Origin of the sequence: Aurantiacibacter atlanticus (assembly GCF_001077815.2) — a bacterium.
GTDB lineage: Bacteria > Pseudomonadota > Alphaproteobacteria > Sphingomonadales > Sphingomonadaceae > Alteraurantiacibacter > Alteraurantiacibacter atlanticus.
In genome coordinates this window covers 2,792,176-2,814,782 of sequence record NZ_CP011310.1, presented here as the reverse complement: position 1 = coordinate 2,814,782, position 22,607 = coordinate 2,792,176, and the positions used below count along the sequence as shown (strand labels likewise).

Annotated in this window: 20 protein-coding genes; 6 read left to right on the top strand and 14 right to left on the bottom strand. The window is 59.5% G+C overall.

What is annotated here, in order from left to right; genetic code table 11:
- Positions 1-6 precede the first annotated feature (6 nt).
- On the bottom strand, positions 7-1,530 hold the full coding sequence (locus CP97_RS13725; RefSeq protein WP_048886415.1) for an alanine/glycine:cation symporter family protein: 1,524 nt from the start codon (positions 1,528-1,530) through the stop codon (positions 7-9).
- Positions 1,531-1,797: 267 nt separating this feature from the next.
- Here CP97_RS13725 and secE point away from each other — a divergent pair, with 267 nt between their 5' ends.
- Both secE and nusG read left to right on the top strand, forming a co-directional pair.
- Positions 1,798-2,007, top strand: a complete 210-nt coding sequence (gene secE, locus CP97_RS13720) for a preprotein translocase subunit SecE (protein ID WP_048887032.1) — start codon at positions 1,798-1,800, stop codon at positions 2,005-2,007.
- Positions 2,008-2,051: 44 nt separating this feature from the next.
- Positions 2,052-2,591 (top strand): transcription termination/antitermination protein NusG, encoded by a 540-nt coding sequence (gene nusG / locus CP97_RS13715; protein WP_048886414.1) that lies wholly within the window; start codon positions 2,052-2,054, stop codon positions 2,589-2,591.
- Positions 2,592-2,651: 60 nt separating this feature from the next.
- Here nusG and CP97_RS13710 read toward each other — a convergent pair whose 3' ends face one another.
- Positions 2,652-3,449: a type II CAAX endopeptidase family protein gene (locus CP97_RS13710; RefSeq protein WP_227819610.1), complete on the bottom strand. Its 798-nt coding sequence runs from the start codon at positions 3,447-3,449 to the stop codon at positions 2,652-2,654.
- Positions 3,450-3,862: 413 nt separating this feature from the next.
- On the opposite strand from CP97_RS13710, the gene rplK reads away from it, so the two are divergent.
- On the top strand, positions 3,863-4,294 hold the full coding sequence (gene rplK / locus CP97_RS13705) for a 50S ribosomal protein L11 (RefSeq protein ID WP_048886413.1): 432 nt from the start codon (positions 3,863-3,865) through the stop codon (positions 4,292-4,294).
- A 4-nt stretch (positions 4,295-4,298) separates the two neighbouring features.
- Positions 4,299-4,991: a 50S ribosomal protein L1 gene (gene rplA, locus CP97_RS13700; protein ID WP_048886412.1), complete on the top strand. Its 693-nt coding sequence runs from the start codon at positions 4,299-4,301 to the stop codon at positions 4,989-4,991.
- Positions 4,992-5,089: 98 nt separating this feature from the next.
- On the opposite strand, the gene CP97_RS13695 is transcribed toward rplA, so the two are convergent.
- The 3 genes from CP97_RS13695 to folD form a co-directional block, all read right to left on the bottom strand.
- Positions 5,090-5,854 (bottom strand): competence/damage-inducible protein A, encoded by a 765-nt coding sequence (locus CP97_RS13695; protein WP_048886411.1) that lies wholly within the window; start codon positions 5,852-5,854, stop codon positions 5,090-5,092.
- A gap of 11 nt (positions 5,855-5,865) precedes the next feature.
- Entirely contained in the window at positions 5,866-6,900 is a 1,035-nt protein-coding gene (locus CP97_RS13690; RefSeq protein WP_335622368.1) for a flavin-containing monooxygenase, read from the bottom strand.
- A gap of 200 nt (positions 6,901-7,100) precedes the next feature.
- On the bottom strand, positions 7,101-8,039 hold the full coding sequence (gene folD, locus CP97_RS13685) for a bifunctional methylenetetrahydrofolate dehydrogenase/methenyltetrahydrofolate cyclohydrolase FolD (protein ID WP_082863927.1): 939 nt from the start codon (positions 8,037-8,039) through the stop codon (positions 7,101-7,103).
- Positions 8,040-8,122: 83 nt separating this feature from the next.
- Between folD and CP97_RS13680 the strand changes: the two genes are divergently transcribed.
- The gene (locus tag CP97_RS13680) at positions 8,123-9,040 is read left to right on the top strand and encodes a hypothetical protein (protein ID WP_149036493.1); all 918 of its coding nucleotides are present in this window, start codon (positions 8,123-8,125) and stop codon (positions 9,038-9,040) included.
- Between the two features lie 78 nt (positions 9,041-9,118).
- Here CP97_RS13680 and CP97_RS13675 read toward each other — a convergent pair whose 3' ends face one another.
- Positions 9,119-9,556, bottom strand: coding sequence for a hypothetical protein (locus CP97_RS13675; protein ID WP_149036492.1), 438 nt, complete (start codon positions 9,554-9,556; stop codon positions 9,119-9,121).
- 204 nt (positions 9,557-9,760) lie between these two features.
- Between CP97_RS13675 and CP97_RS13670 the strand changes: the two genes are divergently transcribed.
- Entirely contained in the window at positions 9,761-11,773 is a 2,013-nt protein-coding gene (locus CP97_RS13670; protein ID WP_048886408.1) for a TonB-dependent receptor plug domain-containing protein, read from the top strand.
- A gap of 16 nt (positions 11,774-11,789) precedes the next feature.
- Here CP97_RS13670 and CP97_RS13665 read toward each other — a convergent pair whose 3' ends face one another.
- The 8 genes from CP97_RS13665 to CP97_RS13630 form a co-directional block, all read right to left on the bottom strand.
- On the bottom strand, positions 11,790-12,113 hold the full coding sequence (locus CP97_RS13665) for a TraR/DksA family transcriptional regulator (RefSeq protein ID WP_048886407.1): 324 nt from the start codon (positions 12,111-12,113) through the stop codon (positions 11,790-11,792).
- A gap of 95 nt (positions 12,114-12,208) precedes the next feature.
- A complete protein-coding gene (locus CP97_RS13660) occupies positions 12,209-13,705 on the bottom strand; it encodes a Ppx/GppA phosphatase family protein (protein ID WP_227819609.1) in 1,497 nt (498 codons plus the stop codon).
- The gene (locus CP97_RS13655; RefSeq protein ID WP_048886405.1) at positions 13,702-15,888 is read right to left on the bottom strand and encodes an RNA degradosome polyphosphate kinase; all 2,187 of its coding nucleotides are present in this window, start codon (positions 15,886-15,888) and stop codon (positions 13,702-13,704) included. Before CP97_RS13655 ends, CP97_RS13660 begins: the two co-directional genes overlap by 4 nt.
- Positions 15,889-15,956: 68 nt before the next feature.
- Positions 15,957-16,979, bottom strand: a complete 1,023-nt coding sequence (virB11, locus tag CP97_RS13650) for a P-type DNA transfer ATPase VirB11 (RefSeq protein ID WP_048886404.1) — start codon at positions 16,977-16,979, stop codon at positions 15,957-15,959.
- A gap of 13 nt (positions 16,980-16,992) precedes the next feature.
- Positions 16,993-18,159, bottom strand: coding sequence for a TrbI/VirB10 family protein (locus tag CP97_RS13645; protein WP_227819608.1), 1,167 nt, complete (start codon positions 18,157-18,159; stop codon positions 16,993-16,995).
- Between the two features lie 15 nt (positions 18,160-18,174).
- Positions 18,175-18,987, bottom strand: coding sequence for a TrbG/VirB9 family P-type conjugative transfer protein (locus CP97_RS13640; RefSeq protein ID WP_048886402.1), 813 nt, complete (start codon positions 18,985-18,987; stop codon positions 18,175-18,177).
- Positions 18,984-20,171: a TrbL/VirB6 family protein gene (locus CP97_RS13635; RefSeq protein ID WP_048886401.1), complete on the bottom strand. Its 1,188-nt coding sequence runs from the start codon at positions 20,169-20,171 to the stop codon at positions 18,984-18,986. The genes CP97_RS13640 and CP97_RS13635 overlap by 4 nt, the downstream gene beginning before the upstream one ends.
- Positions 20,168-22,597: a VirB4 family type IV secretion/conjugal transfer ATPase gene (locus CP97_RS13630; protein ID WP_048886400.1), complete on the bottom strand. Its 2,430-nt coding sequence runs from the start codon at positions 22,595-22,597 to the stop codon at positions 20,168-20,170. The genes CP97_RS13635 and CP97_RS13630 overlap by 4 nt, the downstream gene beginning before the upstream one ends.
- Positions 22,598-22,607 lie beyond the last annotated feature (10 nt).

Genomic DNA, 22,607 nt, shown 5'->3' with positions numbered 1-22,607 from the left:
GAGCCTTTAATACTCCTCCGGCTCCTCGGGTGTTTCATCGGTGTGGGTTGGGCCTGCATCCTTCTGGCCGCGTGCCAGCTTGAACACCACGCCCGATAGCAGCGCCAGCGCGAGCAAGTTGGGCAGTACCATGGTGGCATTGGAAATATCGCCTATGCGCCAGACCAGTTCGCTCGGCTGCGCCGCGCCGAACCAGATCACCACGCACCACAGCACACGCCATGCCATGTGAAGTTTCTTCTCGCCTTCGCGGTTGGACCCCTTCACGCGATCATAGATGAAGGTGATCGCGCGCTCTCCGTAATAGCTCCATGTCAGCAGCGTGGTGAAGACGAACAGGATGAGCGCGATACTGGCAACCAGCGTGCCAATGGGAATGCTGGCAATCTGCACCGGGAAGGCTGCGGCAAATGCGCCGCTGGTCATTTCGAACCCGACACGGTCCGATTGCCATGCATGCAGCACTGCCTCGTCGCCCGCCATGAAATCACCGCGCACGGTCAGGATGACGAGCGCGGTCATGGTGCAGATAACGATGGTATCGATGAACGTGCCCAGCATCGCCATGCGGCCCTGCTGTTCGGGATCGTTCGTCTGCGCCACGGCGTGGGCGATCGGGGTGGAGCCCTGACCCGCCTCGTTCGAGAACAGGCCGCGCGCCACACCTGCGCGGATCGCCATGATGATGGCTGCACCGGTAAAGCCGCCCACCGCGCTTTGCGGATTGAATGCGCCGTTGAAAATAAGGCTGAAGGTTTCGCCGAGATCGCCGAAGTTCAGGATCAGCGCGATCACCGCCATGATGATGTAGGTTACCGCCATCACCGGCACGACCTTTTCAGCGACGTTACCGATGGATTTGATGCCGCCAATGATGACGATGAACACGAGAATCGCCACGATCAGCCCGCCGAGCCATTCCTCGATACCGAACAGTTCATTCAGCCCGTCTGCTACGGCATTTGCCTGAATGGAATTACCCGTCACCAGCGCAGAAAACAGCGTGCCGACGCAGAAGACGATCGCAAGCCAGGTCCATTTCGGTCCAAGGCCCATCATGATGTAGCTCATCGGGCCGCCGCGATAGACGCCATCGCTGGTCGTTTCGCGATACCGGATGGCCAGCGCGCCTTCGGCAAAGGCCAGCGCCATGCCGAACAGCGCGGTAATCCACATCCAGAAGATCGCCCCCGGACCGCCCAGCGCGATGGCGGTGGCCACGCCTGCAAGATTGCCCGTGCCTACCTGCCCCGAAAGCGCCGTGGAAAGCGCCGCGAAGGGCGAAATCTCACCGGCGCCTGCACCTTTACGCCCGGCAAACAGACCCTTGATTGCGCTGCCCAGCTTGACGATTGGATAGAGCCGCAGGCCCACCATGAACCACAGGCCGACGCCCAGCAGAATGATGGCGAGCGGCGGGAAAGGGATAACTGCTTCGCCGTTCCACGTTCCGCCCCAGATGAGGTCCGACACATTGGTGACAGGTGCGATCATGCGCTCTGCAAACGACAGTTCAGTTCCGGCTGACATAATGTGCGAATTCCCCTCAAGCGGCCCGTTCTTCGCCTGTAGTGCTATCGACGAGGCGCGCCGCTGCATAGTCCTAAAGTCACATTTGCAACCGATTTGCTTTGCCGGGTGCCCTACGCGGCCTTGCCAAGGCGCGACGCTGGCACTAGATAGCCAACCGTCTTCCGACATCGGAGCTTCGCCAAGCCCCTCCCGGACCTAATCCGGGGCGGCGCGAAGTCCTACCCGGGAGGCACGATTTTTTTGGCAAATGGAAGCGAAGCCGTCATGGCCGACGAAACCAAGAAGAAAACCTCCCCCGGTGAATTCGTTCGTCAGGTGCGTTCGGAAACCTCCAAGGTGGTCTGGCCGACATGGCCCGAAACCGTGCGTACGGCGATTTTCGTGGGCATCATGGTGCTGATCCTGTCGCTATTCTTCCTCGCTGTCGATTCGCTGTTCGGCTGGGTCGTGCGGCAGCTGCTCCAGCTGCTCTGATCTGCACGCCGCAATTTTAAGTCTGAAGGTAAAAAGGGATTTCCATGGCTGCCCGCTGGTACATCATTCACGCTTATTCCGGTTTCGAGAACAAGGTGCGTGACGCAATCCTATCCGAGGCAGAACGCCTGGGTCTTTCAGAAGGCGTGGAAGAGGTCGAAGTGCCGACCGAAACCATCACAGAGATCAAGCGCGGCAAGAAGGTTCAGGTCGAACGCAAGTTCATGCCCGGCTATGTGCTGGCCAAGCTGAACATGACCGATGATGTCTATCACCTCGTGAAAAATACACCCAAGGTCACCGGCTTCCTTGGCGCAGGGCAAAAACCCCAGGCGATCAGCGAAAAAGAGGCCGCGCGCTATTTTGGCGGTGTCGAAGAAGCCAAGTCCGCACCCAAGAAGGACATCAGCGTCGATTACGAAATCGGCGATCAGGTCAAGGTGCTCGAAGGCCCCTTCGCCAGCTTCAACGGTGTGGTGGAAGAGCTGGATTTCGACAAGGCGAAGGTCAAGGTCAGCGTCTCCATCTTCGGACGCGCAACACCGGTGGAACTGGATTTCGAGCAGGTCGAACTGGTCAAGTAAGGTCCGGTTGCCTGAAACGAATGCCATGCGTCAAATCGGGCGGATGGCGTTTCAGCCTACCTAGGTGGCAAACCACCCCAGCTTATCCGCATAGGCCAGGGTCATCATGATGACATCCACGCTGGCATGAGCGATGATGACGGCCCACAGATTGCCGCGTTGCATGATGCGGACAAGGCCCAGAAGCAGGCCCACTGCGCCGGTTACGATCATCCCGCCGACACCCTGATAGGCGTGCGGCAGCCCGAACAGGATCGCCTGGACGATCAGCACCAGCCAGATCCGGCCACGCAACCCGCCAAGCCGTTCAAGCCGGTTCATCAGGAAGCCGCGCCACAGCAATTCCTCGCCAAGACCGGCGGCGAGGATTGCCACGCCCACGATCCACAGCAAGAACAGCTGCGGGCTTTCGGTAACGAAATCGAGCACGAAGCTGGCATCGGGCGCGGGCGTTCCCTGCCATTCCAGCAAGGCACCGCCGCCACTGAAGATGGCGATGGCGCCAAATGTGGTGAGCGCGGCCAGCAATACTGTGCGGGCCCAATTGGCGGGCGCGGACAGATCCCACGCCTCCGCCACGCGCCCTTCGCGGCGCAGCCACAACCAGCATACCAGCAGCGTAGCGGCCATGCCGATTATCACTGTGGCTGCCACGGTCGCAGAACCCAGCGCAGGCTCACCGCCCCCTGCCTCCATTTGCGCAAGAACCGCGGGCAGGGCAGGCAAAAAACTTGCCACGAGATAGGTGAGGATCACGCTGGCAAGCTGGACGATGAACAGCAGCCACCCCACGGGTCGCTTTTCCTTCTGCGTTGGCGGCATGTCTTTGCCGTCATGTGCAATTGCAGGATTATCCATAAGATTTGTGTCCTTGCCAGGGCCTTATTCTTATCCTTCGCTGCGCCAGCCGGACTAGGCAAGGGGATTGGGTGGGTTTCCTACAGACCGGTCACGCGCCACATGGGCCTTCATTTCTATCCACCAGGGCGCGAAATTCAGATGGGCAAAGTGTCACCTTGTCAGAAATGATAAAATAATATCGAATATCAATCGGATAGTGATGAAAATGCAGGGTTACACCGTGTCACCTGTGTCACCTTCCGCTAGAGTGCGAGGATTACTTGATTTTCGGCCCATTTGCGACTAATTGCCCGCCATCCCAACAAACAGTCGGGTATCCACGCGGGAGGAGGGCGCTCGCTCTCTGCCAGACCGCTTAACATGAGCCTGCCGCTTACCTGGCAGGCAAGAGTGAGAAAAAGGAGGCCATCATGGCCAAGAAGATCGAAGGTTATATCAACCTTCAGGTGCCCGCGGGCGCTGCCAACCCATCGCCGCCGATCGGCCCCGCGCTGGGTCAGCGCGGCGTGAACATCATGGAATTCTGCAAGGCCTTCAACGCCGCGACGGACAGCCTCGAAAAGGGCGCCCCGATCCCGACGAAGATCACCGTCTATGCCGATCGTTCCTTCACCTTCGTCACCAAGACACCGCCTGCCAGCTTTCTTCTGAAAAAGGCCGCGAAGCTGAAGTCTGCTTCGAAAGAGCCGGGCAAGGTCACGGCCGGCAAGGTGACCAAAAGCCAGATCAAGGAAATCGCCGAAACCAAGATGGCTGATCTCAATGCAAATGATGTCGATCAGGCCATGAAGATCATCGAAGGCTCCGCGCGTTCGATGGGCCTCGATGTGGTGGAGGGCTGAACTAATGGCTAAACCGACCAAGAAGCAGCAGAAAATCGCTGAACTCGACAATGAGAAGTTCTACACTGTCGACGACGCCATCTCTACCTTGCGCGAACACAAGGCCAATTTCGATGAAACCATCGAAGTTGCAATGAACCTTGGCGTCGATCCGCGCCATGCGGACCAGATGGTGCGCGGCATGGTGTCGCTGCCTTCGGGTACCGGCAAGGACGTGAAGGTCGCAGTCTTCGCCCGCGGTGAAAATGCCGAAAAGGCAGAAGCCGCCGGAGCAGACAAGGTTGGCGCCGAAGACCTGATGGAAGACATGCAGAACGGCAATCTCGATTATGACCGCGTGATCGCCACGCCGGACATGATGGGCGTTGTCGGCCGCCTTGGTAAGGTGCTTGGCCCCAAGGGCCTGATGCCAAACCCGAAGCTGGGCACTGTCACTCCCAATGTGGAACAGGCCGTAAAGGACGCCAAGGGCGGCCAGGTTGAATTCCGCGTTGAAAAGATGGGCATCATCCACTCCGGCATCGGCAAGCTGTCGTTCAAGGATGCGGATCTCAAGGCCAATTTCAAGGCGATGACCGATGCGATCGTGAAGGCCAAGCCGGCAGGTGCCAAGGGCAAATACGTCAAGAAGATCTCGCTGACTTCATCGATGGGTCCCGGCCTGAAGATCGACGTTTCCGAAGTCGAAGGCGCATAACGCCTTTTTGGCCAAACTGATTGAAAAAAGGGGCCGGAGGAGCGATCCTCCGGCCCCTTTTTGTCTGTTTACCGCTTTCCTACCAACCCCGTCGGCAATCAGATGCCGCCGGGTGTGAAATCATATCCCTCTTCGCCCAGTGCTTCACACAAGGTATCTACCGCGCTTGAAAGGATGTTCCTGCTGGTGGACCGGATGACGAAATTGGCACCGATGCGCCCTTCGCGGAAAAACGGATAGCTGCCGATCTGGCAACTTTCATGCGCCTGCTCAATCTCGCGCAGGATATCGGCGACTTCGCTTTCGGCAGTCCAGCAGCCGATAGTTTCGGTAAGAAGCGGCGCGCCGCCTTCCAGTGTGCCCGTGAGGCCATCGAGCATCTGCGCGGTGATGTGCGGGACGCCCGCCATCAAAAAGATATTGCCATGCCGGATGCCGGGTGCGCCCGACATGCGGTTGGGGATCAGCGATGCGCCTTCAGGCACCCGCGCCATGCGCAAACGCGCCTCGGTAAGCCCGCCCGGCTTATCGGCGTAATAGGCGTCGAGCATGGCGCGCGCTTCGGGATGTATCACTACATTCACGCCGAGCGCGGCAGCCACGGCATCGACGGTTATGTCATCATGCGTCGGCCCGATGCCGCCGGTGGTAAACATATAATCATGCGCCGCCCGCAAGGCATTGACCGCATGCGCGATGGCATCCGGATCGTCCGACACCACCCGGACTTCGGAAAGGCGGATGCCCTGCACTTGCAGCCAGCTGGCGATCTGGACGATGTTCTTGTCGGCCGTGCGGCCGGACAGGATTTCATCCCCGATCACTACGAGCGCAGCGGTCCAGATCTTTTCGTTCGAAGTCATTCAGCGAAACCTCATTCGGCGGCGATGGCTTGGGTGTTCCCGGCAACATCCTGCTCGCAGGATATGTCGGTCTGTGCAGGCGCATGAACAAAACGCAATACTCCATCGGCAACAGGCGGCTGTCGGAAATCGCGCTTGTCCTCTCGGTAATTGTGGCGCAGCGTCCAAGGCCGCTCAGCGGCAACTTTGGGCATCAGGTGCTTGGCGCGTTCGAGATAGCCTGAGGTGTAATCGCCCGATTGCAGCTTCACCCCGCCGTCATCAAAGCCAGCGATACGGTCGGTCACAATATGCGCACTGCCCCGGCGCATGGCTGTAAACAGATTGCCATCCGGCATCAAGCACAGGCGCTGCTGCCATGGATTATAGGGCGGCTCGAAATGGCGAGGCTCGTAACTTTTGCCTAGCGCCCCGCGCTGCAATCCGCGCAGCTTTTCTGCCAGCACACGTGGCTTGCGACGCGACAGGCCAAAGAAGTAGCTGCGCAGCGCGATGTTCTTCTGCCGCGTAAGCCAATAGGCGAGTTTTTCGGAAAACCAGCGTTCAAATCGCTTGCCCCATGTGTCGCGGCGTGGCCCCGGCGCCATCCAGCTTGGCGTGCGTTGCAACATGGTGACGCTGCTGGCGGTGTCAGCCATCGCGGGCAGAATGGTCATGGCGGTCGCGCCCGATCCGATGACCACCACATCCTTGCCCTGACAATCGAGATATTCAGGCCAGAATCGCGGGTGCACGGTTTGCCCGCCAAAGCGGACAAGGCCGGGAAGACCGGCATCGTATGGATTGTCGTCATCGTAATAGCCAATGGCAAAATAGAGCCAGCGGGCCGCGATTATCGCGCTGGTTCCGTCCTCGCCGCGCGCCGTTACAATCCAGCGGGCTCTGGACGAACCCCAGTCTGCGCTGACGACTTCGAAGCCGAAATGCATGTTTTCGCTGATTCTGCGTTCTTCAACGATGCGGTTGAGATAATCGAGGATTGCATGTCCATCGGCGATCGCATCTTCATGCTTCCACGGTTCAAAATCGAAACCGAGAGTGTGCATGTCGGAATCGGATCGCACGCCGGGATAACGGAACAGATCTCATGTCCCGCCAATGCGGTCGCGCCGTTCGAGCACCATATAATCTATCTCTGGGCACATCATGCCCAGATGGCCAGCCATCGAGATACCAGAGACCCCGTTCCGACAATAAAAACGTCGATTTCCGATGAGGGCTGGCTCTTGATCACAATGGTCTGCGCCTAATTTGGTATCGATCCAGATCCGGTGAAGATAGTGCGGGATGGCAAATCGGCATAATCGCTGCCGTTACCCTGATTCAGCCCTGCCACTGCACGCGCCGCCTTGACAGTGTTGGACAACAGGCAGGCAATGGTCATCGGGCCGACCCCTCCGGGCACGGGGGTCACGGCGCGGGCGTGCTGCACCTCGTCAAAGGCGATATCCCCAACCAGCCGGGTCTTGCCATTTTCACCTTCGATGCGAGTGATGCCGACATCGATCAACACTGCGCCATCCTTTACCCAGTGTCCGCGCACCAGTTCAGGTGCGCCCGCGGCGGCGACGATGACATCGGCCTGGCGGCAGATTTCAGCCAATCCGTGCGTATGAATATGGGTGACAGTGACAGTTGCTTCCGCATCGAGCAGCAGATTTGCAACCGGCTTGCCAACGATATTGGATTTGCCGATCACAACCACATCCTTGCCGGTAAGATCGTCTATGACCGAAGTGATCAGCATCATAATGCCCAATGGCGTACAGGGCACGATACCGCCGGTTCCGGTGGACAGCCGCCCCACGTTTACGGGATGAAAGCCGTCCACGTCCTTACCCGGCGCAATGGAGCCCAGCACCAATCGCGAATCGATATGTTCGGGCAGCGGCACCTGACACAATATGCCGTGGATTTCGGGATCGGCGTTGAGCCGTGCGATCAGTGTCAGCAACGCATCCTGCGTAGTGGTGTCGGGCAGGCGGTGTTCGCTCGAAATGATGCCGACCCGTTCACATGCCTCGATCTTGCGCCGGACATAGATTTCGCTGGCCGGATCCTGTCCTACCAGAATGACCGAAAGACCAGGTGCGTTATGGCCCGACGCGATCAGTTCGGTCACCTGTGCCTTCGTCTGTTCATCCAGCTTGCGCGCTATGGCGCGTCCATCGATAATCTCAGCCATGCTTGCTTTCAAAAGTGGTGGCGGGCACGCTGTGTCCTTGATCCATTCAGCCGCCATGCGCAACGCCTGAGAGGCTCTTTTGCTTGCCTATGACGCGCGTGCTGCGCCATGATGACCGCATGATAGCACGTATCCTGATAATTCTCGCCGCGCTGATGGCTCTGCCGCATGCCGCATTCGCTCAAACAACAGCAGAACCGGCGCTTCAGAATGTTGAAGGCAGCTGGGCCTTGCGCATCCATAATGCCACGATTTTCACATTTGATATTGAACGCGGCGATGACGGTGGCTGGCGCACTTCTTGGAACCGGCCCGCCAGTTTCCGCAGCAATGGTGTGGTTTTTACCGCGATGTCCGGTTCCGAAACGATTGAGGCAATGACCGTGCGCGAACTGGCCGATGGCGTGGAACTGCATTTCGAAGACCCGCGGCCCGGCGCGGTGCCCGATGTCTTCCACATTCGTCCCAAAAGTGTGAGCCAAGCCGAACTCGTCTATGTCGGCACGCTGTTTGCGCCGTATCCGCTGGTGCGCGTGAGGGCGGGGACACCGCTGGGCCCGTTTGACGCGACGCGCATCTATGACCGCGACGATGCCGTAACCGAGGGTGATTATGTCGCGGCGGACAATACGCAATCTGCCGCGCCCGCACCGGCAATCTCGACGACGCCGCCACTGGCCCCGCAGCTTTCCGATGATGCTGAGGGGCCGAACGAGGGCTTGTCAGCCAGCTTCCTTGATGATCTCGCCGTAACTCCAGAGACGGCAGCACAGATGCAGGATGATAGCGGGAGAGAAGCGCCGGTGCAGCCAGCAAGTCTTGCATGCAGCGATTTCACGCGTGTAGATCCTCCAAGCCTTGCCGAATTGGAAGCACGCTGGGGCAATGATTATGAATCTATCGGGACTGGGCTCGATGTTCGCGAGTATCGCATGGATAATGGCGATATTGCGCGCATCACGATGCTGGATGAGCGGGTCTATATCAATGGCTGCGGATAGGTAGGCCGGATGAGCGAATGAAAAGGGGGCGCTCCTGCATGGGAGCGCCCCCTTTTTAGCCATTAGGTTTGTGCGGGGTTATTCGACCGCTGCAGCAGTCTCGTCATCCGCCGCATCGCTGACAGGGGTAACCTTAATCTGGGTGCCGTCTGCCATGGTCAGCACGCGGGTGCCATTTTCATCTCCGGCACTCACGGTATAACATGCGCCTGTGCCTTCGCCGTCGCCATCGGCGTCCCAGCAGGATTCTGCTGCGCCGAATTCCCAGGTGCCGCTGGCTTCCGTGCCATCGGGCAGAACATAGTCATAAGTGCCATCGGGATTGTTCGTCGTCATGCCTTCCGCGCCATCGGGATATTGCACCGTCCACGTGCCGAGATAGCCTTCCATCGTCTCGCCATTCATATCGGTGAGCACCGCGTCTTCAACAGGCTCTTCCATCACCGGCTCTTCAGCTTCCTCAGCACAGGCTGAGAGCATTGCAAAGCTAGCCGCGCAGATAATCCAGTTCCTCATTCCCATTCTCCCTTGGTTTATTTTGCGCCCCTTGGGCCGGAAGTTAAGGAAAATTGGCACGTTTGTCTTGGTCGCAGTGTATTTTATCCAACGGTTCATGCGAAGGCCTGCATGCTCCGCAGTTTTGTGCCACAGACATGGCGACGATGCCTCATGCACCCGTTATTGGGGCGCAGGCCATTATCTGCTTGGAATGTGATTACTATGAAGACCCTGCTGCGCATTGGCGCTGCCCTTTGCATATATGCGACCCCTGTTTTCGCCCAGGATGAAAATGCACAGGAATCCAATGTTATTACGGTTCTTGGTGAAGGGCTTGCCGAAACGCCTGCTGCGCCTGCCTATTCCACCGTGAAGCTTGATCGTGAGCAGATCGTGGCAAGTGCATCGGGCCGATTGGAAGACGTGTTGGGAAACATTGCCGGGTTTCAGCAATTCAGGCGGTCGGACAGTCGCTCCGCCAACCCCAGCGCGCAGGGCGCGACCTTGCGCGCGCTTGGCGGAAACGCGACCAGTCGCGCGCTTATCCTGCTCGATGGGGTGCCGGTGGCCGATCCCTTTTTTGGCTATATTCCCTTCAGCTCGATTGCGCCCGAACGGCTGGGCAGTATCCGTGTGACGCGTGGCGGCGGCTCCGGCCCGTTCGGCGCTGGCGCACTGGCGGGGAAGGTGGAACTGACCAGCGCCGACGCAGCTACGCTTGGCCTGGTGAACGCCAGCACGCTCGCAAACCATCGCGGTGCAACTGAACTATCCGCCAGTATCGCGCCCGAATTGGGCGACGGCTTTGCCGTGCTGCACGGAAGGTGGGAGCGCGGCTCCGGATTTCATACCACCCCTGAAGATAGCCGGGTGCCAGCCACTGCGCGCGCTAGCTATGATGCATGGTCGCTTGGAGGGCGGCTTGTCCAGAAACTTGGCGATGTGATCGAATTGCAGGCGCAGGTACTGGCGTTTGAGGATGAACGCACGCTGCGCTTTTACGGGGCGGACAATTCCTCGGAAGGTCAGGATATTTCCCTGCGCGCTGTCAGCCGCGGGCCGTGGCAATTCGATGCGCTCGTCTATGGTCAGTGGCGCGACTTCACCAATGTCGTGATCTCCTCATCCCGCTTTGTGCGCGTGCTCGATCAAAAGGAAACGCCATCAAGCGGGCTGGGCGGCAAGATTGAAATTCGTCCGCCAGTAGGTGGTGGCCACACATTGCGCGTTGGTGCCGATTACCGCCGCAATGAAGGCGATCTTTTTGAAGATGCCTATTCCGCATTTTCGGGCAATCTCACCGAAAACCGCTCTGCCGGCGGGGCAACCAGCGATCTGGGCGTGTTTGCGGAGAATGACTGGCAGTCAGACATGCTGACCCTGACAGGCGGTGTGCGCGCGGACCGCTATGCCATTACCGGCGGATATTATCGCGCAACCGCTGCGGATGGCGCAGTCGTGCGGGATGATAGCTATTCCGACGAAACAGGCTGGGAAGTCACCTGGCGGGCCGGCGCGCTTGTAGAAGCGAGTGCGGCGTTGAAGTTGCGTGCCGCCGTATATTCGGGCTTTCGCCTGCCAACGCTCAACGAGCTTTATCGGCCATTTGTGGTCTTTCCGGTGGTGACACAGGCTAATGCAGAACTCGCGCCTGAACGGCTGGAGGGGTGGGAAGCCGGTTTCGATCTCAAGCCGGTGGACGGCGTCACGCTGACGGCCGCCTATTTCGATAATGAGGTGGACGGTGCCATCGCCAATGTGATGCTGGTCCCCAATCTGCGCCAACGCCGCAATCTCGATGCCATTTCGGCTACGGGCGTCGAACTGTCAGCCGAAGCAGAACGCGGCCCGTTCAACCTTTTCGCCACACTGGTTCTGACCGATGCAGAGGTGGTTGGCAGTGAATTTGCGGCTGGTCTTGATGGCAATCGTCCGCCGCAAACTCCATCCGTCGCCGCAAGTATCACCGGCTCCTATGCCTTTATGCAAGGCGGACAGGTGTCGGCCACCCTGCGCCATGTGGGCAAGCAATTTGAGGGCGATCAGGAGAACGATGTCCTTCCGGCGGCCACAGCGCTGGATCTATACGCCTCCATTCCAGTCGCCGCGCGTCTGTCGGTCGTGGGCCGGATAGAAAACCTTGCGGATGAGATGATCATCACCCGCAATCAGGGCGGCTCAATGGATCTGGGCGCGCCGCGCACGATGTGGCTGGGGCTGCGCTGGGGCTATTGATGGCGACCGTGTCGGACTAGCCTTTTTCGGCGCAGGCAATACACAGCGCGGCTTCGGGACGGGCGGCAAGCCGTCCTTCCGAGATCATTTCCCCACACTGGACGCAATATCCATATTCGTCTGCAGCTATGCGATCCAGCGCACGCCGGACAGAAGCAATTTCGCGGGTTACGAGTCGTGCCTGTTCTTCTAGGCTGTCATCATCTTCCATTTGCACTGCGCGTTCACTGGAATCAGGATCATGCGGTTCATCAAGATCGCGCTGAAGACGCCTGAGGCGGGTTTCAAGTTCTGCAAGAGTGCCTTCCAACTGCATCTTATACGGAGCGGTTTCCTGCATTTCGTCTTTCCCCTGCGTGCCAATCTGATCAGCTTACCGCAATCGCCACGTCACGCATTGACCAAGATCAAAAGAGGGAAGGCGCGGGCCGCCTTCTACACGCCGCCCACAGCCATGTCGTGATCGAGGCCGAGCCAATCGGCCAGCCTTGCCAGCTCCGCCTCTACTGAATTGGCCATCAGATAGGCGCGGCTTTCTTCAAACCGCAGGACAAGCGTGTTGCCCTGGCGACGCAGTGCGCTGCTCTTGAGCGAAATGCGCGTGCCTGCACCGATCTTGCGGCCAAGCCGGATGGCCAGCCCCCAGGCGGAGGCGCGATGCAATTGTTCCTCGCTCCCCAATACAGCAAGTTCTTCCGTGATAGCAGGTTCGCGACAACTAGCCCGCAGGCATTGTGCAATCATCGCACGGCCCGTGTGATCGAGACCGACCCAGCGCTTTTCCAACGCCCAGTCGGTGGAGTGCGATATGCGCATATTGGGTTCGATCCGCGCTGCCGCCTGCGACAGCAATGTCGCCGCCAGCCGGATACGCTCACTGCCGCGATTGCGGCCATCGACAGCTTCGGCCGTCCAGGCGGCCATCAGCGTAGCACTGGTGATGTCCGCACCGCGTGGAGTTGCAAAGTGGGTCACCGCGGTGAGCAAGGGGTCCTGCTCTCGCGCAACTTCGCTTAGCCGGTTGAAAAGCAATCCCTCGCGCAGGCCCCATGCGGATATCACCAGTGCATCTGGCGATAATTCTTTCAGGATCACCCGCAACATGGCTGCCGCATCGGGCAGGCCAGCGGCGCGGCTGGAAGAAATGCCCGGAATCGCGGTGAGCCTGGCCGGATCGACCTTGGCAAGCTTGCGCGCGATCTTTTCGGCCTCGTCCGGCGGGATACGGAAAGCCTGCGGATCGCCCAGCGGATATTTTGCCTTGTGCATGACATAGGCGGCGAGGGCCCGCCATGTGCCGCCGACAAGATAGAGCGGCCCATCTTGCGTCTGCGCCCAGCTGGCCTTCGCCAATTCAGCCTTCACATTCTTGCGAAAGCCTGCCGGGCCACCATCGTGCAAGGCGGGCAAGCGCAATGTTCCAAGCGGCAGACTGATTGCTTCAACGCAATGTCCCTTTTCAATGCCGGCCAGTTCAAGGCTGCCCCCGCCAAGGTCGGCCACGGTGCCGCTGGCTCCGGGAAATGCGCCAATAACGCCAGATGCTGCCGTGTTGGCCTCTTCCACGCCGGTGAGGACCCGCGGTTCAAATCCCAATGCCCGCACTTTCTTGATGAACTGGCTGCCATTGCCGGCATCGCGCGCGGCAGCAGTCGCCACCGTGGCGACATCATCTACGCCAAGATCGGCGAGGATGGCGGCAAAACGCGCCAGTCCTCCAAGCGCCAATTGTTCTGCCGCCCGCGGGATCCTGCCAGATGTGGCGAGGTCACGGCCCAGCCGCGCAGTCACTTTTTCGTTGAGCCAGACGTTGGGCGCGCGGCGCGGACCGGAATACACGACCATACGCACAGTGTTGGAACCGATATCGATAACTGCCCGGTCGGGCACTTCTAGTTTCAGCCCGTTGCGCTTTGCCGCTGTCGCCGTCACGATGTTCCCTTGCGCAATGTAAGCTTGGGCACGCCGCTTTCCTTCAGCGCCTCTCCGCGCCCGCTGAGCGATGGGTTGGTCATGAAGTATTCGTGACAGTTGAACCCGTCACCGTCACTTTCGACCCGGTGATAATCCCCCGTCTCACCATCGAGCAACCAACTTTGCTGCGTGTCGATAAGATTGGCGAGCAATACCTGGTCCAGCACCTGATCATGAACGGTCGGATTGGTGATCGGCACCAGCGTTTCCACTCGCCTACGCAGATTGCGCTCCATCAGGTCCGCACTGGAAATATAAACCTTTGCCCGGTTGTTGGGCATGGGTTCCCCATTGCCAAAGGCATAGATGCGACTGTGTTCGAGGAAACGGCCGATAATGGATTTTACCGTGATATTGTCTGACAGGCCGGGCACGCCGGGACGCAGGCAGCAGATGCCGCGCACCACCAGCATGATTTCGACCCCGGCCTGGCTTGCTTCGTAAAGCTTGTCGATAATGCCGGGGTCGGTGATTGAATTGACCTTTGCCCAGATCGTTGCTGGGCGCCCCTGACGCGCCAGTTCAATTTCGCAGTCGATATCTTCCACGATTCGCTCGTAAAGCGACAGCGGACTTATCGCGATCTGTTCCAGCTCCTGCGGTTCGATATAGCCGGTGATGAAGTTGAACAATCTTGCAGCATCGCGGCCCAATGATGGATCTGCGGTGAAATAGGAAAGGTCGGTGTAGATTTTCGCCGTCGCCGGATGATAATTCCCGGTGCCGAAATGGCAGTAGGTACGGATGCCGCCATCTTCATTGCGCACGACCATGCTGATTTTGGCGTGAGTTTTCATGTCAATGAAACCGTAGATCACCTGCACGCCGGCGCGTTCCAGTTCGCCCGCCCATTTGAGGTTCTGCTCTTCGTCGAAGCGGGCTTTCAATTCGACCACTGCCGTTACCGATTTACCCGCCTCTGCCGCAGCTATCAACGCGTTGATAACGGTGGGCTGGCTGCCTGCACGATAAAGCGCCTGCTTGATGGAAACGACCTTGGGATCGGCAGCCGCCTGGCGCAGGAAATCGACCACCACTTCGAAACTTTCATAAGGATGGTGAATGATGATGTCCTTGCCGCCAATCGCGGCAAAAGCATCGCCATCATGTTCCAGCACCCTTTCGGGGTAGCGCGGGTTATAAGGAACGAATTTGAGTTCCGGGCGGTCCTCCTCGACCACTTCGGCAAGCCCGGAAATGCCCAGCATGCCTTCAGTTGTGGTGACAAAGGCCTGGCTTAGCCCCAGCTTGTCGCGCAACAATATCTCGGCCTCGGGATCGAAGCTTTCGTCGATCTCCAGTGTGATGACCTGTCCGCGACGGCGGCGCTGGATCGCGCTGCGGAACAGGCGGACCAGATCCTCTGCCTCTTCCTCGATTTCGATATCGCTGTCACGCAGAACGCGGAAAACACCATCACCCAATATCGAAAAGCCGGGAAAGATCAGCTTGGCATAACGGCAGACAAGCCGTTCTATCGCGACATAGATCGCTTCTTCTCCCAGCACTTCGGCAGGGATGCGGATGAAGCGGGGCAGTGCCGCTGGGATCAGCACCATTTCCAGCAGCTTGCTGCCATCGCTTTCGCGAGTCAGGTTGAAAAGCGCGCCGATGCCGCCATTGGCGACAAAGGGGAAGGGATGCGCCGGATCGAGGGCCTGCGGAGTGATGACCGGCATGATGTGATCAAGAAAATATTGCCGCAACCAGCCCTCCGCCGCTTCGCTGATCCGGTCCTCGCCAGCGATATGGATGCCTTCTGCTTCCAGTAGAGGACGGAGCGTGCGCAGGGCCTGCTGCTGCTTGGCCTCCAGTTCATGCAGCCGCGCATTGATCGCAGCGAGTTGCTGGCGCGGTGTGCGTCCGTCGATCGAGATTTCCGTAACGCCGCTGCGCACCTGTCCGGCTAGGCCCGCCACGCGGATCATCATGAATTCATCAAGATTGCTGCCGGAAATTGACAGGAAGCGCAGCCGCTCAAGCAATGGATAGGCGGTGTTATTGGCTTCTTCGAGCACGCGGTGGTTGAATGCCAGCCATGATAATTCACGGTTGAAATAGGCGTTTTCGGCCTGGCGAACGCTGGCCCCCGCGCCATCATTGGCGGCGGTATAGGCTGGGTTTTCGGGGTTACTGGCCATAGATGTCCGTCTGTCGTTTCAATGTCATTAGCGCAAGCGATCCGCTGTCATGGTCACATTTGACCTGTTCAAACCCAGCTTTCGGCAAGATCGCGCGCCTCTGCAATCGCGCTGATACCGCGCCTGCCATCGACTCTGTCCAGCTGCACGATGACGTCGATCACCCCTGCAGCATAGGCAATGGTATCGGTGCGGGTAAGGCCAATGCCGGTCTGCATTACCATCAGGCTCAACTGTTCCAGCGCACCGCGTAACGAATTGGCGTGAATTGTCGAAAAACTGCCGGGATGGCCGGTGTTGATGGCGCGCAGGAAAGATACGCTTTCCGCTCCGCGCAATTCGCCCAGCACGATGCGATCGGGACGCAGGCGCAGCGCTGATTGCAGCAGTTCATTTGCCGTCACCTTGGCTTCACCCAGCTCTCCCTTGACCGCGACAAGGCCCACGCCATTGGCGCCGGGGAATTTGAGTTCGGGTGTATCTTCTACCAGAACGACGCGTTCTTCGCGCGGGATTTCGCCCAGCATGGCGTTGAGAAAAGTGGTCTTGCCGGTGCTGGTGCCGCCAGAAATGAGAATGGTCTTGCGAGCGCGAATGGCGGCACGCAGGAATGCGACAGGCTCCTCCTGAGAATCGGGCAGCTGCAATTCGTTCGGCTTGGCAAGCGGACCGGCATCATAGGCGTCCAGTGGCAGATCAAGCCGGCGGTGACGGCGGATGGCCATCGCCCAGTTTTTGCGCGTTGCGGGCGGGCCGCAGAACTGGATGCGCGCGCCGTCTGGCAAAGTCGCGCCCAGCAGCGGATGTTCCCGATTGATGCCCTGATGGCTGATCCGCGCAACCTGCTCGGCCAGTCTTTGCACCAGCTTATCATCAATCGCATCGATTTGGATACATTGCATGCCGCCAGGTCGGGCAGCATCTTCCACCCACATCTCCCCCGGACCGTTCACGAGAATTTCTGTCACCGTGTCCCGTTCGAGCCATTCACGAAACGGAGCGAGATAGGCATCGAGATAGACAGAGCCGCTGGGCACCTGCGGCACCGCGTCACTGTCATCCTGTGGCAATTGGTGGATCTCCGCAGTCATGTGTGTGCAGACTTCAGCGGACCTGTGGCGCTTGCGCGAAATCCAGATCGCGGGCGGTGTAGACGCGGATCGGTTCGCCCATGCGCACGCGGACGGTCGGGGCGCGCTGTCCATCCTGTTGCAGCGCGGTACTGGCCGCGCTTTGTCCGCCGCCAAGGACGACAGAGGCCCCGCTGCTTGCCACTGTAGTCAGCCCGCCAATCACGGACAGCAACATGGCTGAACCGAAGCGCGAGAAGAAGTGATTGTCGACTTCGCCCGAAAGGCCCGCCGTGCCATCGAATCCGGTGGCAGGGCTTTGCAATTGCACCGTCACGCCATCGGGTCGGATAACCCGCTGCCAGATGACATAGGCGCGGCGCTGGCCCGCCTGCAAGCCGGACTGATACTGGCCGACAAGGCGGCTGGAGCGCGGGATAAGGACGCGGCCGCCGTCAAAACTGCGCACGTCCTGGCTCACCACGGCGCGGACGAAGCCCGGCACATCGGTATTGATAGCGGTTTCAAGGATCGCGGGTATCATGGTGCCCTGCGTCACCGTGGTGCGTGGATCAATGTCCTGACGGGCGACTGCGGTGCCGCCACCCACGCCACCAATACGCGCGGCAAATTCGCCTGCCGCGCCAGCGCCCGGAACAACCGATCCAGCCGGCGTATTACCTGCGGCTGCTTCTGCGGCGGCGGCATTGGCCGCAGCAGATGCCGGGGCCGTGCCGCCATCGAAGACCAGCGTGGGAGAGGAATAGGGGTTGCTTGATGGCGCGGACGCAACATTGGCACCCGGTGCGCGTGAGAGGACAGGTGACGGGGCGGGATCGACCTGCGGCATCACTGCGCCAGCTCCTGCATTGGCGCTGGGCAGGCCATCAACCGGCGAACCGCCTGCGGGTATAACGCTGGCTGGGGGCGGCACATCGGTCAGCGTGGCAGCGCCAGGCTGGGCGGCATCGTTTTCAACCTTGCTGGCATTCAGCCCCCACAATGTCGCTGCGCCCAGCAACGCGACAAAGCCGATACCGGCGATCAGTCCCAGCGCGTCAGAACTGCCTTTGCGATTGGCCACTGCCGGATAGGACGTGCGGCTAGCGAGATCGATAATTTCGGTCGATTCACTGTCACGCGGATCGGCGTCATTGGCACCGCCGCTCTTGCTTTCGGGAAGGCGCATTGCGAGTTTCATGGCGTCTGCTCCGTTCTAGTTTCGCGCGTCACTGCGGCGCGACGTGCCGTCTGCCAGGAAAGCCCCGGCATCACCCTGATTGGTGAGAATTGCGACATCACCTCCTGATCGCAGGATGATTTCGCCGGGCACGAGATCCAGCACGATAATATCGCCGCGCACGGCAAAATTGACCGGACCTTCATTCCCTTCATGATTTTTCAGCAGAATTGCCGGCATCGCCCGGCCCGCAGGCCAGCTGAGGAAAGTGGCCTCGCCATTGTCATAAACTTCGGCGGGCAGCAAACTGGCCGTGCCGGTGCTAGACCAGTTGTAATTGAGCTGTTCGGGATCCAGCACAGCAAAATCATCGGTGGCTGCCGCCATTTCAATGGCATTAGGCTGCACCTGCGGGCTTGCCTCTGCCAGCTGGGTTTCCTCGTCCTCCGTCTCGATCTCCACCGGATAGGTGAAAGTCAGAATATACAGCGGTTCACGCGTAGCGGGATTGGCCACCAGATCGAACAGATAGGTATGCCGATTGGTCACCACGGTCATATTCGTGCTGGCACGCGGGGCAAGTGGCTTCACGAAAAGCAGATTGGCACGGCGATTGGGCGTAACCTGCCAGGCCTGTGAATCGCCGACTGCAACGTTTTCAATCTGTTCGTCATCGCCGAAGCGGATGGTCGTCTGCACATTTGTCTTGCCCACGATGCGTACGATCTGTGTCGGATCATAGAGCCGTTCCACCAGGCGCGGGTCCTGTGCAAAGGCAGCGGTCGAAAATGCGGGGGCCGAAAATATGGCTGAAGCCAGAAGCACGGCAGCAAGGCCTTGCCGGATCATGATCTTTTCTCCGTGGAGCGAATTGGGGCGGATTTGAAGCGGCTGCCGATGCCGCGAGAGCGCGATGGCGCGCTTCCGGAATTGCCCGCAGGCGCGCTGGCAGCGCCCCCAATGATGCGGGTTTCGCGTGTATGCGTGCCAGCGCCGCTGTCATTGGCGGCGGCCGGAGGCGCGGTTGCTGTGCGGATATCGCGCGCAACGCCGGGGCTGGTGGGGGACATCCTTTCACGCGCCGTAGTGCTGGTAAGCGCCGGCGCGGCGACCTGATAATGCGGCATGTTCACTGGTGGTGCCGCGCCGGTGGTGTCAGCTTTTGCATTCGAGACAAAGCCGAACACCGTCCAGCCCGATACCATGGTAGCGAGGACTTTGAGGATCATGAACATCAGCGCAAGGTGGACCGCGCCGATCATGAAGAAAGCCATCGCAGGGCGCACGTCAATTTCGCCCGGGGTTGCCGCAAGGCTGGACAGCACCGGGATGGCGAGTTCCAGCATCAGCGATCCGCCAAGCACGGTGAATAGCGGCGTGAAGGCCATCATCACGACACCTTTGAGCCAGCCGACAAACAGGCCGCGTGTGCCATCAAACAGCGCCAGCAGAATGAAGATCGGACCGATGCCCATCAGGATGGCAAGTGCGATCTTGGTCGTTGCCAACACGCCGACGGTGCCCAGCAGTAGCATCGTGCCCCCTGACCACAGCAGACCGGGCGGAGAGAAGATCGAGGAATCATTGCCCATGGCATCTTCGCCCGATGCTTCCATCAGGGCGAGCATTACGGCATCCAGCTTGTCAGCAAAGATGGTGGTGGCCGATCCATCGGTGCCCATCAGGCCCGAAGCGATCCAATTGGGGCCGGCCACGAACAGGTTGAAAAAGAACATCTGGAACACGAACCAGCTGGTCGCGAAAGTGATGACGCCGACCAGCGTGATCATCTTGGGCGTCAGCGAAGACAGGCCGATGCGGGTGCGCCCCGTCATCAAGGCAAAACCGAACAACGCCACGAAGATGGTCAGCGCAACGGTCAGGGTAGGGCCAAGGAAGCCGCCTTCGGCAAACATGCGGCTGAAGGCGGCCTGTGCCATCGCATTGGCAGCGCAATCCACACCGCGCAGGCTAGCGCCGATCCCAGCACCTACTTCCGACATCGCCTGCTGGCATTGGGCGGCCGCGTTCATTCAGCTGCCTCCCGACTTGGTTCTTCAGCAATGATTTCCTCGCCCGCCAGTCCTGGCCAGGGATGGGACGTTAGGGCGGGATACCATTGGGCAGGATCATCGCCCACAGCTTCGCGCAGCAGATCAAGCCGTCTAACGCTGCTTTCGCGGCCTGAGAGCATGGCCAGCACTTCGGGCGCACCGGACAGGTCTAGCCGGACGACAACGCTGGCATCTGGCTGGCGCACCAGAAAGCAACGGCTGTGTGCGGGCAAGCTGCGGATCAGCGCAAGCTCATGCTCTGTCAGACCAAAGCCTTCGCAATAATCCTCTGGCCTAGCGCGGGCGTTGGGCATGAATACCATCGTGGCGGTCTGTTCCACCAGCGCGGTCGAAATCTTGCTGTCGAGCGCATCGCGCGCGCTTTGCGTGGCAAAACCGACCAGTGCATTGCGTTTACGCAAGGTCTTGAGCCAATCACGGATGCGCGCGGCGAAAATCTCGTCATCCAGCGCCTTCCACCCCTCGTCGATGAGGATCATCGTGGGTTGCCCGTCCAGCCGTTCATCAATGCGGTGGAACAGATACATCATTACAGGGGTGCGCAGCTTGGGGTTTTCCAGCAGCGCGGTCATGTCGAAACCCATCACGCGGGTGGACAGGTCCAGCCTGTCTTCAGCATTATCAAACAGCCAGCCATGTTCGCCGCCATCAATCCAGGCAGAAAGCCTGTCTGCCAGATCGCCCGGTTGCGGACGGCGGCTGCCAGACACCAATTCCTTGAAATGGCGCAGGCGGCGCAGCGCACTGTCATTGGCATAGGCTGCGTCTACTGCGGTTGCGATCGTGGCGCTTTCTTCCGGCCCTTCAGCTTTGAGCAGGACCGATAACCAATCACGCAGAAAGCCGCGATTGGCAGGCGTATCGGGCAGGGCAAGCGGATTGAAGCCGGTCGGCTCTCCTGAACGGATGCGGTCGTAGCTGCCGCCAATGCCGCGAATAAACAATTCCGCGCCGCGATCCTTGTCGAACAATATCGTGCGAGGCGAAAACTTTTGCGCCTGCGCCGCGAGGAAGTTCATGACCACGGTCTTGCCCGAACCGCTTGGCCCGATGACAGAGAAATTGCCCAGGTCGCCGTGGTGGAAATTGAAGAAGAAAGGGGTGGAACTGGTAGTCTGCAACAGCGTGACCGCTTCGCCCCAGTGATTGCCGTCTGCCTGTCCCAAAGCAAATCCATGGAGGCTGCCAAAGCTTGCCATATTGGCTGTAGAGATTAGTGCGCGGCGCACGAGGTAATGTTCGTTACCGGGAAGCTGACCCCAGAAGGCTGGTTCAAGATTGGTATCTTCACGCACTGCTATGGCGCCTGTATCGGCAAGGCTGGCGGCAATTGCGGCGGTGGCATCGTCCAGCCGTTCCAGACTGCGTTCGCGCACCATGATAGTCAGATGATGATCGCCAAATGACACGCTGCCCGCGCCCAGTTCATCGCGCGCAGACATCATGTCCAGACGTTCGGCCTGTGCATCTTCATCCGCGCTTTTGAGGCGGCGAATGGCAAGATCAATCCGTTCGCGCGCGCTTTGGCGTTCCTGCGGGGCGAAACTTTCGGAAACGACCATTTCATACGGTAGTCGCAACATGCCATCGAGCAGGCCGGGACTGGTCGCGTCAGGATAGTCCTTGAGGCTGAGCATGGAGGCGAAATCCACCCCGCCCGATCCGCGCAACTCCATCGCATCCAGACCAAAGCTGGCGCGGCGATAGGGGATCATGCGACCAATGTCGGTTTCCATGTCCGGCCGTCGCACGGGCCGCATCTCGCCATTGTAGAGCGCAGAGAGCAGTTCCAGCAGCTCGTTGTTTTCATTGCCGTGCGGGCTGGTGTAATCGCCCAGCGGCTGGGCGCCATAATCGCCAAGACTGGCGGCCAGTGCCTGAAGCGCGGCGCGCAGGCTGCGTAAATCCCTGGGATCAATATCCTCGGCTTCATTGGACCGCCGGCGCAAGATCTTGCCGGCACGTTCGGCAAAGCCTGCCTTGCCACGCGCGGGGCGGCGCACCAGCGTCAGGAACTGGTCATTGACGAATAATGAGCCAGAGGAAAGCTTGTCCCGCCAGCGGCGATCAATATGTGCAGACAGCGGATCATCGAAGCTGGCTTCAAGCTCCACGCTGACCCGCCGCCTGATGACATGGTGATACATCACGAAGCGGGCATCAAGATTGGATCGCAGCATCACTTCACGCGTGGCTGCATGCGCGTTTAATGCATCTGTATCTTCGGTTTCGAACAGCAGACCGGGAACCTGAAGCGCGCTCATCAGTGATCCATCGCGCAGCAGCATCACGCCCGCGTCGACAAGCCGCGCATACGGCAGGCGATCGCCGGCATGCGCCTCCTTGGCGCTCCAGGCAGCGGCTCCAAGCCACTTGGTTTTCATGTGTCTCTCC